At 67.6% G+C, this 12,674-nt stretch carries 13 protein-coding genes; 10 read left to right on the top strand and 3 right to left on the bottom strand.

Annotation, left to right across the window (positions count from 1 at the left end):
- Positions 1 to 88: 88 nt before the first annotated feature.
- From ACTIFU_RS05790 to ACTIFU_RS05770, 5 genes are all read left to right on the top strand, one after another.
- Complete coding sequence (locus ACTIFU_RS05790; RefSeq protein WP_439577340.1) at positions 89 to 2,086, top strand: sodium:solute symporter family protein; 1,998 nt, start codon at positions 89 to 91, stop codon at positions 2,084 to 2,086.
- 18 nt (positions 2,087 to 2,104) lie between these two features.
- Positions 2,105 to 2,275, top strand: coding sequence for a hypothetical protein (locus ACTIFU_RS05785; protein WP_439577339.1), 171 nt, complete (start codon positions 2,105 to 2,107; stop codon positions 2,273 to 2,275).
- A 59-nt stretch (positions 2,276 to 2,334) separates the two neighbouring features.
- On the top strand, positions 2,335 to 2,799 hold the full coding sequence (locus ACTIFU_RS05780) for a universal stress protein (RefSeq protein ID WP_439577338.1): 465 nt from the start codon (positions 2,335 to 2,337) through the stop codon (positions 2,797 to 2,799).
- 61 nt (positions 2,800 to 2,860) lie between these two features.
- Entirely contained in the window at positions 2,861 to 3,904 is a 1,044-nt protein-coding gene (locus ACTIFU_RS05775; RefSeq protein ID WP_439577337.1) for an ankyrin repeat domain-containing protein, read from the top strand.
- The gene (locus ACTIFU_RS05770; RefSeq protein WP_439577336.1) at positions 3,901 to 4,485 is read left to right on the top strand and encodes a hypothetical protein; all 585 of its coding nucleotides are present in this window, start codon (positions 3,901 to 3,903) and stop codon (positions 4,483 to 4,485) included. Before ACTIFU_RS05775 ends, ACTIFU_RS05770 begins: the two co-directional genes overlap by 4 nt.
- Before the next feature lie 25 nt (positions 4,486 to 4,510).
- Here the strand turns inward: ACTIFU_RS05770 and ACTIFU_RS05765 are convergent, their stop codons facing one another.
- Positions 4,511 to 5,500, bottom strand: a complete 990-nt coding sequence (locus tag ACTIFU_RS05765) for an AraC family transcriptional regulator (RefSeq protein ID WP_439577335.1) — start codon at positions 5,498 to 5,500, stop codon at positions 4,511 to 4,513.
- Between the two features lie 166 nt (positions 5,501 to 5,666).
- On the opposite strand from ACTIFU_RS05765, the gene ACTIFU_RS05760 reads away from it, so the two are divergent.
- The 5 genes from ACTIFU_RS05760 (at position 5,667) to ACTIFU_RS05740 (ending at position 11,122) form a co-directional block, all read left to right on the top strand.
- Positions 5,667 to 7,049 (top strand): FAD-binding oxidoreductase, encoded by a 1,383-nt coding sequence (locus ACTIFU_RS05760; protein ID WP_439577334.1) that lies wholly within the window; start codon positions 5,667 to 5,669, stop codon positions 7,047 to 7,049.
- A gap of 331 nt (positions 7,050 to 7,380) precedes the next feature.
- Positions 7,381 to 8,136, top strand: a complete 756-nt coding sequence (locus tag ACTIFU_RS05755) for an SDR family oxidoreductase (protein WP_439577333.1) — start codon at positions 7,381 to 7,383, stop codon at positions 8,134 to 8,136.
- A gap of 46 nt (positions 8,137 to 8,182) precedes the next feature.
- Positions 8,183 to 9,049: an ATP-binding protein gene (locus ACTIFU_RS05750; RefSeq protein ID WP_439577376.1), complete on the top strand. Its 867-nt coding sequence runs from the start codon at positions 8,183 to 8,185 to the stop codon at positions 9,047 to 9,049.
- A 69-nt stretch (positions 9,050 to 9,118) separates the two neighbouring features.
- Positions 9,119 to 9,637, top strand: a complete 519-nt coding sequence (locus tag ACTIFU_RS05745) for a hypothetical protein (protein ID WP_439577332.1) — start codon at positions 9,119 to 9,121, stop codon at positions 9,635 to 9,637.
- 288 nt (positions 9,638 to 9,925) lie between these two features.
- The gene (locus ACTIFU_RS05740) at positions 9,926 to 11,122 is read left to right on the top strand and encodes a peptidoglycan-binding domain-containing protein (RefSeq protein ID WP_439577375.1); all 1,197 of its coding nucleotides are present in this window, start codon (positions 9,926 to 9,928) and stop codon (positions 11,120 to 11,122) included.
- On the opposite strand, the gene ACTIFU_RS05735 is transcribed toward ACTIFU_RS05740, so the two are convergent.
- Together ACTIFU_RS05735 and ACTIFU_RS05730 are read right to left on the bottom strand one after the other, a co-directional pair.
- Positions 11,119 to 12,021 carry a peptidoglycan-binding protein gene (locus ACTIFU_RS05735; RefSeq protein ID WP_439577374.1) on the bottom strand — a complete coding sequence of 301 codons (903 nt, stop codon included), beginning with the start codon at positions 12,019 to 12,021 and terminating at the stop codon, positions 11,119 to 11,121. The two genes, ACTIFU_RS05740 and ACTIFU_RS05735, sit on opposite strands and share 4 nt — an antisense overlap.
- A 242-nt stretch (positions 12,022 to 12,263) precedes the next feature.
- On the bottom strand, positions 12,264 to 12,674 hold a 411-nt coding region (locus tag ACTIFU_RS05730), incomplete at its 5' end, for a murein hydrolase activator EnvC family protein (protein WP_439577331.1).

Below are 12,674 nucleotides of genomic sequence, written 5' to 3'. Positions count from 1 at the left end.
GTCGCCTAGCGTTGCAGTGTCCTCTTCCACCCCGCGTCCGAAACGGGGGAAGCGGGGCGTGGTGGAGGCTCGGAGGAGGCTTACCACCATGGCCGAGACCGGCTACAACTGGCCGTTGATCACCGGCGTGTTGATCGCGGTGGGGCTCTATTGGGCCTACTGCATCTACTGGAGCATCGTTGGCTACCGGCAGGCGCGCACGCTCGCCGGATGGGGCATCTCCGGGCGCACCCTGCCGCCCTGGCTGTTCCTGCTCGCCGCCTCGGTGACCTCCTTCAGCGCCTGGACCTATATGGGCCATCCCGGCACGGTCTATGCTGGCGGGCTCGCCTATGCCTTCGCCGGGCTCTACGCCATCACTATCCCGTTCACCGGCGCGCTGTTCCTCAAGCGCCAGTGGATGCTCGGCCGGCGCTACGGCTTCATCACGCCTCCCGAGCAGTACCGCACCATCTTCGACTCCAACCTGTTCGGGATGACGATCGTCGTCGTCTCGTTCCTCTACAGCTGCTTCTACGTAGCGGTGCAGCTGATCGGCTCGGGCCTGCTGTTCACCGTCATCACCGGCGGATTCTTCCCCTTCATCATCGGCTCCGTCGCGCTCGCGCTGATCATGCTGATCTATGTCGGCGCCGGCGGGCTGCGCACCATCGCCTGGGTGGACGCGCTGCAATATTTCCTCGTGTTCGGCGGCATCACCCTGATCGGCGCCTCCGTGCTCTACGGCTTCGGCGGCTGGGCCAGCTTCATGGACCAGGTGACGACGCTGCACACCTACTACACCCACTCGCATGGCTGGGTTCTGTGGAGCTGGAACTGGGTCGGCGATGTCGGCGGCATCGGCCCGATGGTCCATTGGACCGGCATCATGATGCTGACCTACATGTTCGCGCTCGCCGGTATCCAGGCCTCGCCCGCCTTCACCATGTGGGCCTACAGCATGCGCCATGCGCGCCTGATCGCCTGGCAGGTGACCGTCGGCATCGGCACGGTCGTCACCGCGACGCTGGTGCTGTGGTCGGTGGTGCAGGGCATGGGCGCGCGCATCCATGCGCACCAGGACCCGGGCACCTGGGGCGGTGCGGCGCTGGTGAACTTCATCCGCGCGGCCGGCGCGATGGGCGCAGGCTCGGACGGCGTGGTGCCGATGCTGATGCTGAACTACCTGCCGCTGGTGCTGATCCCGCTCGCCGCAATCGGCCTGCTGGCCGCCGCGCAGTCCACCGCCGGGCCCTATGTCTCGTCCTTCGCCGCGATCGCGACGCGCAACATCGTCGGCGAGACGCTGCTGCATCGCGCCCGGCGCCGTGCGCGCGACACGGCCGCCGCCTCGGCGGTCGGCGCCGACGTCACCGCGCAGGGCGAGCCGCGGCGCATCCGCGACGTCTTCCCCGAACAGTCGCAGGTGCACTGGTCGCGCTTCTTCTGCCTCGTACTGCTCGGCTGCGCGCTCTACGTCGCCTTCGCCCAGCGCGACCTGATGGTGATGCTGGGCGGGCTCGCGGTCTCCTACGGGTTCCAGCTCTACCCGGCGCTGATCGTGACCTGCTACGGCTTCCGCGGCTGGCCGATGCGCTGGACGCCGCAAGGCATCCTCGCCGGCCTGATCATGGGCATCATCTTCGTCACGCTGAGCTACATCTGGGTCGACTACCGCTACACGCTGAGCATCCATTCCGCCGGCTGGGGCATCATCTTCAACCTGCTGACGATCTGCGCGGTCTCGACCGTCACCTCGCCGAGCCGGACGCACGAGGAATGGATGCAGCGGCTGGACTCGTTCTACCGCAGGCACGATCCGGCCTTCTACGAACCGAAGGCCCAGGCGTGGCGCCGCTTCCTGTGGTTCTACATCCCGTTCTGGTGGATCATGTTCGTCGGGCCCGGCATCGAGTTCGGCAACTACCTCGACGGCGTGGTCTTCGGCCTGCCTGGTCTCTGGACCTGGCTGATCCTGGGCGGGCTCACCGGCGTGTTCCTGCTCTGGAGCATGTGCTGGCCGGCGCAGATGGCGACCGCGCCGCGCTACACGCCGCAGCCCAGAGACGAGACCGCCCTGGCCTCGATCGACCACATGCGCGGCTGAGAACAGAGGAGGCACGTCATGGGCGCGGGAACCAGCACCTTCATCGCCCTCCTGGGGTGGGCATTGCCGATCGCCATCGCCCTCGGCCTGATGATCAGACTCTACGAGTCGCCCTCGCCGGAGGAGCTCACCGAGACCGACAAGGTGCAGCCGGACGACCCCGCACCGCAGGCGGCGGAGCGGCGGTGAGCGCCATGCCGCTCCGCCGCGGGGCCGCCGCCCCGCTTCACCGCTCGGGAGGATGACGCATGCCGACCCAGACGACCCGGATCATCGCCGCGGTCGACGGCTCCGAGGACGCGGGCCGTGCCGCCGCCGTCGCAGCGGGACTCGCGAGGGAGATGAAGCGGCCGCTGACGCTGCTCTACGTGTTCCCCGCGCCCGGGCCGCATGAGTTCGTCAGCCTCGACTCCGTCACCGGTGCGCTCGCCGAGCCCGCCGTGCTCAGCCCTCAGGGGCTCGAGGAGGCGAGCCGCAAGGCTGCCGGGAAGGTGTTCGCGGCCGCGCGCAAAGCGGTCGGCGACGGGGTGGAAATCGAGGAGCGGATCGTCAGCGGCGCCGTGGTGCCGGAGATCGGCAAGGTGGCGGACGGTCTGAAGCCGGCGATCGTCGTGGTCGGGCGCCGCGGCCTCGGCCGGCTCGGCGAGTTCCTGCTGGGCAGCGTCAGCAACAAGCTGGTGCACCAGCACGCCTTCCCCGTGCTGGTGGTCTGAGGCCGCGCGCCGGGGAGCGTCCGCCACGCGCCCGGCTCCGCATCATTCCCGGCACGGCCGCATGGGCACAGCCCTCCGCCACGCCCTGCTCGCGGCCCTGTTGCTCGCCGCAGGCTGCGACCAGACGGACCACGCGCTGTTCGAGGCCGCCCGGTCCGGCGATCCCGGCGCGGTCGCGGCCGCACTCCAGGCCGGGGCACGCGTCGATGCGCTGAACGCCGAGGCGCAGACGCCGCTGATGTTCGCGGCCTCCCGCAACACCCTTCCGGTCGTGCGTGCCCTGCTGATCGCCGGCGCGGAGGTGAATATCGGCGACCGGCGCGCGGTCACGCCGCTGATGCTCGCGGCCTCGCGCAACGACGCGGCGGTGGTGCGCGCGCTGCTCGCCGCCGGCGCCGACATCCATGCGCGCGACTTCGGCGGCGCCACCGCGCTGATGATCGCCGCACGCAACAACACCGCCGAAGTGGTGCGCGCGCTGATCGAGGGCGGCGCGGAGGTGGACGCGCTCGACCAGGGGGGCGCGAGCGCGCTGATGATCGCGGCCGGGCACAACGACGCGGCGGTGCTGCGCGCGCTGATCGCGGGCGGCGCCTCGGTCGATGCGCGTCCCGAGGGCGCCTGGACCCCGCTGATGATCGCCGCGCGCCGCAACGACGCCGCTGCGGTCGCGGCGCTGATCGAGGCCGGCGCGGCGGTCGATGCGCGCGACCGCGACGGTGCGACCGCGCTGATCATCGCCGCCCGGCACAGCGACGCCGCGGTGGTCGGGCTGCTGGTCGGTGCGGGTGCGACGCTGGAGGCGCGCGCCCGCGGTGGCTGGACCGCGCTGATGGTGGCGGCGCGCGGCGGCGGCGCGGAGGTGGTGCGCGTCCTGCTCGCCGCCGGGGCCGATGCGGACGCCACGGACCCGGCCGGGATGACGCCGCTGATGATCGCCGCCGCGGACAACGAACCGGCGGTGCTGCGCGCGCTCCTCGATGCCGGCGCCGACCCGGCGCTGCGCGACGCGCGCGGCCGCAATGCTGCCGACCACGCGCGCGGCAACCGCCGGGTTCGGGGAACCGAACTCGCTGGCCGGCTTGACGCGGGGCAGCGGCAGTGACCGCGAAGCGCAAGCACGGCACGGCGAAGCGCGCGACGCCGCGCGTGGCACCGCCGCCTGCGCCGGATCTGCCCGCGGAGATCGCCGCCGCGCTCGAGCCCGGCGAGACGGTGGAGGCGCATTTCGAGTTCGGTGGGCTCGTGATCTGGGCCACCGGCACGCGGCTGTTCGGCTGGCGCGAGGGGCGTGCGATCGACATCCGCTACACCGAGATCACCGGCGCACGGCGGCGCACCGCCGACTGGCGCAGCCTGGGGGGCCTGGGCCGGATCGGACTCGGCCTGGTGTTCGTGCTCTCGGGCGTGATCACGGGCTTCGCCGGTCCGGTTGCGGCACTGATCGGGTTCGCCCTGATCGCGATCGGCGCCTTCTTCGTCGGGCTCGGCGCGATGCGGCGCGAGGACTGGGTTGAGCTGAAGATCGACCGGCGCGAACCGCCGCCGTCGTTCTGGTACATCGTTCTGTTCCTGCCGTTCTGGCTGATCATGCAGTCGCGCCGGCGCTATCGCGTCGCTGGCGATCCGGCGCAGGTGGACGCGTTCCACGGGTTCCTGACCGCGCGGCTCGGGGTGCGGCCGTAGACGGGCGCGAAGATTGCGCGCGGGTTCAGGCGGCGCTGGCCCGCTCCTGCGGCTCGCGGGTGCGGCGCCAGGCACCGGGCGGGATGCCCATCACCTTCTTGAAGGCGCGGTTGAACGCCTCCTCGGACTCATAGCCGACCTCGCGCGCCACCTGGGCGATCGCAAGGCCAGGCCGCTCCAGCAGCCGTGCCGCGAGCTGCAACCGCCACCGACCGAGATACTGGATCGGCGCGAGGCCGACGAACTGCGCGAAGCGCTCGGCGAACACCGTGCGCGACAGCCCGACCTCGCGCGCCAGCCCCTCGAGCGTCCAGGGCTCCACGGGCCGGCCGTGGATCAGCCGCAGCGCGGCGCCGACATGGCGGTCGCGCAGGCCGGCGAGCCAGCCACGCGACTCCTCGGGTAACCCTTCCAGGTAGCCGCGGATCACCTCGACGAACAGCAGTTCGCTCAGACGCGCGAGCACGATCTCGCCACCCGCACGCCGCGTCTCGGTCTCATGCACCGCGAGCTCGATCAGCCGGGTGATCCAGGCCGCCCCACCCGCCCTCCCCTGGGCATGGATGATGGTCGGCAGCGCGTCGAGCAGCGGGTTGAACGGCTTCGTGTCGCAGCCGAGATAGCCGCAGACGAAGCGGGTCGTCTCGGCCTCGCCCCCGCCGCCGCGCAGCACGAAGGGGAGCGGGCGATCGTTCGGCCGGCAGTAAAGACTGAGATCGCGCACGCCGCGCATGCCCGGCGTGGATGCCAGCGAGTGCGCGATCCCTGCGGGCACCACCAGCACGTCCCCGCCCTCAAGCCGGAGCGGGGGCAGCGAGTGGTCGTCCATCTCGGCCCAGCACGCGCCCGCCAGTACGGCGTGGAAGCAGATCACCCGGTCCGATCCCGGCATCACGCGCTGCGCGAAATCGGCCACGGGCGGCCCCTCCGCGACCCATGGCGCGGTCATCTCGCTGTCGAAGAACAGCGCGCCGTCGAGCCGCACCGCGCGTAGCACCTCGGAGAGAATGTCCATGCACGATCTCCCGACAGACGGCCGATCAACCGGACCGGACGCGCCGTCAACGCGGCGCCGCGTTCCGGACGAAGCGTCAACGCAACAGGATGTCCCGTCATGGCGCGCGCCCAGCCATAGGCGCAGTTTCGGGGCCTCATCCGGCCATGACCGCCAGGAGGCTAGCATGCTGATCGACACACTGGAAACTTTGCGGCCGCGCCTGCGCGGCGATCTGATCGGGCGGAGCGATCCGCGCTATGATGACACCCGCGCGCTGTACAACGGCATGATCGACAAGCGGCCCCTCGCGATCGCGCGCTGCGTCAATGTCGCCGACGTGATCGCCGCCGTGACCTTCGCGCGCGAGAACGGGCTGCTGCTCGCGATCCGTGGCGGCGGCCATAACGGCCCCGGCCTCGGCAGCTGCGACGACGGCCTGGTGATCGACCTCTCGCCGATGAAGGGCGTGCGCGTCGATCCGGCCGCGCGCACCGTGCGCGTGGAGGCGGGCTGCACCCAGGGCGACGTCGATCACGCCACGCACCCGTTCGGGCTCGCGGTGCCCTCGGGCGCGGTCTCGACCACGGGCATCGCCGGGCTGACGCTCGGCGGCGGGCACGGCTACCTGACGCGCCAGTACGGGCTGACGATCGACAACCTGATCGAGGCCGATGTGGTGCTCGCCGACGGCACGCTCGTCACCGCGAGCGCCGAGCAGCACCCGGACCTGTTCTGGGGCCTGCGCGGCGGCGGCGGCAATTTCGGCGTCGTGACGAGCTTCCTGTTCCGCGCCCATCCCGTGCGCTTGGTCTATGCCGGGCCGATCATCTGGGACCGCGCCCATGCCGGCACCATCATGCGCTGGTACCGCGACTGGCTGCCGACCGTGCCGCGCTCCCTCACCAGCTTCTTCGGGCTGAAGACCGTGCCCTCGACCGCGCCGTTCCCGGAAGAGCACTGGGGCAAGCCGGTCTGCGGCCTGGTCTCCTGCGTGAACGGCACGCAGGAGGAGGGCGATGCGGCGATGCGGCGCGTGCGCGACGAGCTGCCCGCGCCGCTGTTCGACTGGATGGGGCAGATGCCCTTCCCCACCGTGCAGTCGCTGTTCGATCCGCTGCTGCCGAAGGGCTTGCAGTGGTACTGGAAGGGCGACTTCGTCACAGAGCTCTCGGATGCGGCGATCGAGACGCATCTGCACCACGCCGCGCGCGCGCCGAGCGAGCTGTCGCTAATGCATCTCTATCCGATCGATGGGGCGGCGCATGACATCGCCCCGGCCGAGACGCCGTGGGCCGGGCGCGCGGCGCGCTGGTCGATGGTGATCGCGGCGATCGACGCCGATCCGTCGAAGGCCGAGGCGCTGAAGGCGTGGGGCCGCGCCTACTGGCAGGCGGTGCACGCGTTCAATCCGGGCGGGGCCTATGTGAACTTCCTGCACGACGACGAGGCTGCCGGCAGGCTGCGCGCGTCCTACGGCGCGAGTTGGGACCGGCTGGTGGCGGTGAAGCGCATGTACGATCCGCAGAACCTGCTCCGGGTGAACCACAACATCGATCCGTCTGTGTAACGGCGCCGCCGGATCGCGCGGGCCGACCGCCTTCCCTCTCCCCCCGCGCGCGGGGGGAGAGGGTTGGGTGAGGGGGGGATGTGCCGCAGTCTCGCCCGACTGCGCGAGGACTCGATGCTGCCGCATCCGCGCGTCAGGCTGCCCGGCAATCGTCGCGCGGCGGCACCCCCCTCACCCAGCCTCTCCCCCCGCAAGCGGGTGGAGAGGGGAAGCGAAAGGCGCTGCTCGCGGAGCGGTCCCGACACCGGCGATCGCCCTGCGGAACGTCGCAGCGCGCTCGACATCCGGCGGAGGCATGGCAGGCTGCCCGCGCAGCAGCAAGGACAGAACCATGCCCCATCCCGGCTTCGACCTCAGCGGCCAGCGCGCGCTCGTCACCGGCTCGACGCGCGGCATCGGCTTCGCGATCGCGCGCGCGCTCGGGCTCGCCGGCGCCGAGGTGGCGCTGAACGGCCGCTCGCCCGAGTCCGTGGCGGCGACGGCGGAGGCGCTCGGCCGCGAGGGCATCGCCACCCGCCCCGCCCCCTTCGACGTCACCGACACCGAGGCTGCGCGCGCGGTGCTCGCCACACTCGGCCCAATCGACATCCTGGTGAACAACGCCGGCCAGCAGCACCGCGCCCCCGCCGTCACGTTCCCCGACGACGCCTGGAGCGCGATCATCGAGACGCACCTGAACGCGGCGTTCCGGCTGATCAAGCTGGTCGCTCCCGGCATGATCGAGCGCAAGCGCGGGCGGATCATCAACATCGCCTCGGTGCTGTCCGAGCTCGGCCGCGCCAACATCCCCGCCTATGGCGCGGCCAAGGGCGGCATCCGCTCGCTGACGCGCTGCCTCTCCACCGAATGGGCGAAGCACGGCGTGACCGTGAACGCGATCGGCCCGGGCTATGTGCTGACCGAGATGAACAAGCCGCTGGTCGAGGATGCGGCCTTCAACGCCTGGGTCTGCGACCGCACCCCGGCCGGGCGCTGGGCCGCGCCGGGCGAGATCGCCGGGGCGGCGGTGTTCCTCGCCTCGCCAGCCGCGAGCTACGTCTCGGGCCAGATCCTCTACGTCGATGGCGGGTTCACGGCGGCGATGTAGCCGCCCGTCTTGACGCGGCCGCGTGCGCCGACGACACCCCGCGGCCATGATGGACAGCCACGACACCCCGGCCCTGCTCGCCCGCATCGCCACCGCGCTGGAGCGGCTCGCGCCCCCGCCGCCACCACCCGCCGACCTCGCCACAGCGGATGCCTTCGTCTGGCACCCGGAGCGCGCGATGCTCTGGCCGGTGCCGAAGGTGAGCGCGATCCCGCTCGACCTGCTGCGCGGCATTGAGCGCCAGCGCGACATCCTGCTCGAGAACACGCGCCGCTTCGCTTCCGCCCTGCCCGCCAACAACGCCCTGCTCTGGGGGGCACGCGGCATGGGCAAGTCCTCGCTGGTGAAGGCGATCCACGCTTCGGTCAACGACGAGACCCGCGCCACCGGCGGCGTGGCGCTGATCGAGATCCACCGCGAGGACATCCGCTCCCTGCCGACGCTGATGGGGCTGCTGCGCGAGGCGCCGCGGCGCTGCCTGCTGTTCTGCGACGACCTTTCCTTCGACGCCGGCGAGAGCGACTACAAGAGCCTCAAGGCCGTGCTGGAGGGCGGGGTCGAGGGGCGGCCGGGCAACGTGCTGTTCTACGCCACCTCGAACCGCCGCCACCTGCTCTCGCGCGACATGATCGAGAACGAGCGCTCCTCGGCGCTCAACCCGGGCGAGGCGGTGGAGGAGAAGGTGTCCCTGTCGGACCGGTTCGGCCTCTGGCTCGGCTTCCACCACTGCGACCAGCAGACCTACTTCGCCATGGTGGAAGGGTACGCCGGCGCCTACGGCATCGCGGTCGATCCCGAGACGATCCGCAGGGAGGCGGCCGAGTGGGCGGTCACGCGCGGGTCGCGCTCGGGCCGCGTCGCCTGGCAGTTCATCCAGGACCTCGCCGGCCGGCATGGCGTTCGGATCGGCTGAGCAGGATGGTATCCGCCACCCCGGCGGACATGCTATCGCGACGCCCCCCGCCGTCACGGAGACCAGTCCATGGGCCAGTGCTTCGCCACCGAACGCCGCCTCGTGTCCGAAGCCGAGTACGGCCAGATCGTGAAAAGCCACTACCCCGAGGTGGAGACGCTGCCGGAGGAGGAGCTGCGCGCGCTCGCCCGCTGGCTGCGCGAGGCGCGCGACCGGGCGCGCGGCGTGATCGCCGGACGCCGCCGGGCACGCCGCGGCAAGGCCGGGAACCCCGAGGCCGGCGCCGCCAGCGAGCGGGGCGTTGCCGCCAAGAAGCAGGTCTATGCCCGCGCGCTCAAGCGGGTGAACGCGCGGCTCGACCGGTTCTCGGCCGAGCGCAAGCGGGCCTCGATGCAGGCGCGGATGGAGGCGGCAATGGCGCGGCGGCGCGAGGCGCCGGTGCACCACCCGGATGCCGGGATGGCGGCAGGGCGCGGCATGGCGGCCAAGGGCATCCGCCGGTCGCGGCAGGGGCCGCCCGGGATCGTCGTCGGCAGCGTCTCGCAGAGGGGCAAGGCGGCGCAGGCGCGTCGCGACGCGCGGGGCTGAGGGTGCCACGACCCTGTCGTTTGGCCCGGCCATCTGACAGTTCCCAGCCTACTTCCCTCCTCGGCGCACCGTGGCATTTCGCGAATGGGGCACTTACCCCTAGCGTCGTCCCAAGCAAAACGGCATGAATGGGATCTCTAAGAATTGCGTAGCGAATCGGTTCACGGTAGCTCATACTAGAGATAGGAATAAATGCTCGCCAGACAACGTCGGAGACAAGACGGATAACAAGAGTTGTCGTATTTCTTCTCAGTACCGCATCCCTTGGCAGAGCACAGGAGGGTCGTGATGGGGTGGTCAGAAGAAAAAGAAGACTGGCTCGGTAACAAATATACCCAGCATTACGACGACAGCGGAAACAAGACGGGCTGGTCAGAGCACAAAGAGGATTGGCTCGGCAACGAATATACACAGCACCACGACTCAGATAGCAACAAGACGGGCTGGTCAGAGCAGAAAGAGGATTGGCTCGGCAACGAATATACACAGCACCATGGCGCAATACAAAAAAATACCAATATTGCGTACAATGAAAAAACATCAAGCACGCGAACATCACCACCTACAGGCCTTATAAAAAGTGCCAAAAGTTCATGTAGATCTGATGTCAAGCATGACGGAGGAGGCAATACCGACGGCAGTGGACGGTTTCTTTTCTTTGTGTTTTTCTTCTGTACAGTTATTGGCATTGTTATCCTTTTCCAGGACGCTGACGTCCGCAACGGTTCGACTTTGCCGGACCCGGTTGAACGCGCATCTGGCCCCCCCACTCACGCCGCACGACCGGCCGAACCACCCTCGGGAGTCGCCGTCGGTTCTCAAGTGACCAGTGGCCCGTTTAACCCCAGAGTGGTACCGCCTGAACCTGTGAGGTCCTCTGAACCCGTGCGGCCCACAGCGCCGCCCCCCGCGCCCGCGCCTTCCACGGCAGTGGCCCCTCCCGATGGCTCCGCGAGAGCGGCGGCTCCTCCTCTGACTTCTCCTATGGAACCGCACCTGCAAGGCAGCCCCAACCGAGTCGCGATTTCTCCGCCGAAAGCGTCAGTCGATCACCAAGCCGCCCAGGCAAAGGCCCCAGTCGGCAGCGTGGGTCCTGATATTGGGAGCCGCCCACGTCGCGCGGACGCAGCGGAAGACCCTCTTGTGGATGCGGTCGGCCGTGCTGTGATCGAAAGGTTACAGGCGAGCCTTGCCATCCTTGGGTTTGATGTTGGGCCAGTAGATGGGATAATGGGGCCACGAACGAGCCGTGCAATCAGAGCATTTGAGAAGAGTCAGAGTTTACCGGAAAGTGGTATTGTTAGCGTTGTTCTCATGAACCGCCTTGAGAATCTAGTGCCGAGAAGCCAATTAATTGTATTCTTTAGGCGGAGTGTCCCGACGCCTCAACACGAGAATCAGATCGCTGTTCATCCCCCCGCCCGGGGGCGAACAACCGTCCCAGGAAATTGCCTTGCCTTTGACGGTCGCACATTCTGCGACTAACGGATCGACAGTGGAAAGAAATGCTGTGGCGGCCGCAGTCTAGCCCATGATCCCATATGACTCACCGTACCCTCGTAGACAGGGAGAAGTTGACCGGGGCCATCGACAAACCCAACAAGGCGAGACTCTCCAGAAAAAGTATACAAGTTATCAAAGCAATTTAATAAGAATCTGAATGTGTTTTCTTCAACATGCTGCGACGTTCCATGACAAAGACTCCTTCCATTTAATCTTAAGATTGTGATAGGTACGGGGCTTTCAGTTTGCTTGGGCGGGATACCGATGTGCACTGAGCCTGAAAAATCAAAGAGGGCGGGCTCGGATCGGAGTATTGCCTCAATTGTTGTGATGCGCCTGGTCCTAGCATCAAACGTATCAACAAGTGCTGGGACGTCTGGCGAAGGGGCATTGACCATCGAAATAAGCCGATTAAGATCAACAAATTTCTGCCCATCAAATATCATAGTGCATCTAATTGGTATACTTTTAAACCTTATGCTTTCCTCGCAAAATTTGTGACCCTGGCTGATCAAATGCACATTTGTTGGAAGGCTCCCTTTGATAGTACAAGTGATCGTGCCAATGTTTGTAACATACAGGAGAACATTGGATATTCCCCATCGAAAGCAAAGAAGTGTGCTTCCCTCAGTATAGCGCATGGGTTGGTAGAAATCAGGACTCTTATAAAGCGCCTCAAGAAGACTGACATCAATTTCATCATCTCCGTCCAAACTTCGAAATCTCCGAAAATCACGGGCAGCGCGTCGTGTCGATGGTCCCACCCGTCCGTCTACGGACGCTTTTAGGTGACCATACGCACGAAGTGCTATCTGAATGAGTACTACATTGCTTTCTATATTAAGGTCACCTGAATTCCATTCAGGCTGAATTTGACCCATCGAGCATGAACAGAACCAGATCAAAATGAAAAGCGAGGAGACGCGCCTCATCTTTCTCTTTTCCTTGACACTGTGGATATTTGCATTCAATCCTCGATGTTTTCCTATGAAAGAAAGACCACCCCTGCATAGATGCAATCTAGATCCACGCACACCAAACACAGAGTCACAACAGGCGAGGAGCGGAGAGCGGTCGTATAACCCTCCTATCCATTAGCAGCTATATCCAATCTTGTTGCGTGTCATTGATTCGCCACCTGCCCGCCGAGATAGCGCATCGGATCGACCGGGCGGCCGTCGCGGCGCACCTGGAAGTGGAGCTGCGGCGCGCTCACCGCGCCGGTGCGGCCGACCCGGCCGATCACCTGCCCCTCGCGCACGCTCTGCCCCTGGCGCACCGCCACCGCGTCGGCATGCGCATACGCCGTGACCACGCCCGAGGCATCGCGCACCAGGATCAGATTGCCGAAGCCGCGCACCTCGTTGCCGACATAGACGACCGTGCCGGCATGCGCCGCGCGGATCGGCGTGCCGAGCGGCGCGGCGATGTTCACCCCGTCATTCACCAGCCCCCCGCCCTTGCGGCCGAAGGTGGATACCACCTGCCCGCGCACCGGCCAGGCGAAGCGGCCCGACCCGCGCGTCCAGCGCTG

Origin of the sequence: Elioraea sp., from assembly GCF_051860475.1 — a bacterium.
Lineage (GTDB): Bacteria > Pseudomonadota > Alphaproteobacteria > Acetobacterales > Acetobacteraceae > Elioraea.
This window is presented reverse-complemented; position numbering and strand designations above follow the sequence as displayed.

Coding starts and splice junctions, on each gene's coding strand:
- ACTIFU_RS05790 (WP_439577340.1), top strand. CDS start 89: ATGGCCGAGACCGGCTACAACTGGCCGTTGATCACCGGCGTGTTGATC.
- ACTIFU_RS05785 (WP_439577339.1), top strand. CDS start 2,105: ATGGGCGCGGGAACCAGCACCTTCATCGCCCTCCTGGGGTGGGCATTG.
- ACTIFU_RS05780 (WP_439577338.1), top strand. CDS start 2,335: ATGCCGACCCAGACGACCCGGATCATCGCCGCGGTCGACGGCTCCGAG.
- ACTIFU_RS05775 (WP_439577337.1), top strand. CDS start 2,861: ATGGGCACAGCCCTCCGCCACGCCCTGCTCGCGGCCCTGTTGCTCGCC.
- ACTIFU_RS05765 (WP_439577335.1), bottom strand. CDS start 5,500: ATGGACATTCTCTCCGAGGTGCTACGCGCGGTGCGGCTCGACGGCGCG.
- ACTIFU_RS05760 (WP_439577334.1), top strand. CDS start 5,667: ATGCTGATCGACACACTGGAAACTTTGCGGCCGCGCCTGCGCGGCGAT.
- ACTIFU_RS05755 (WP_439577333.1), top strand. CDS start 7,381: ATGCCCCATCCCGGCTTCGACCTCAGCGGCCAGCGCGCGCTCGTCACC.
- ACTIFU_RS05750 (WP_439577376.1), top strand. CDS start 8,183: ATGATGGACAGCCACGACACCCCGGCCCTGCTCGCCCGCATCGCCACC.
- ACTIFU_RS05745 (WP_439577332.1), top strand. CDS start 9,119: ATGGGCCAGTGCTTCGCCACCGAACGCCGCCTCGTGTCCGAAGCCGAG.
- ACTIFU_RS05740 (WP_439577375.1), top strand. CDS start 9,926: ATGGGGTGGTCAGAAGAAAAAGAAGACTGGCTCGGTAACAAATATACC.
- ACTIFU_RS05735 (WP_439577374.1), bottom strand. CDS start 12,021: ATGGGTCAAATTCAGCCTGAATGGAATTCAGGTGACCTTAATATAGAA.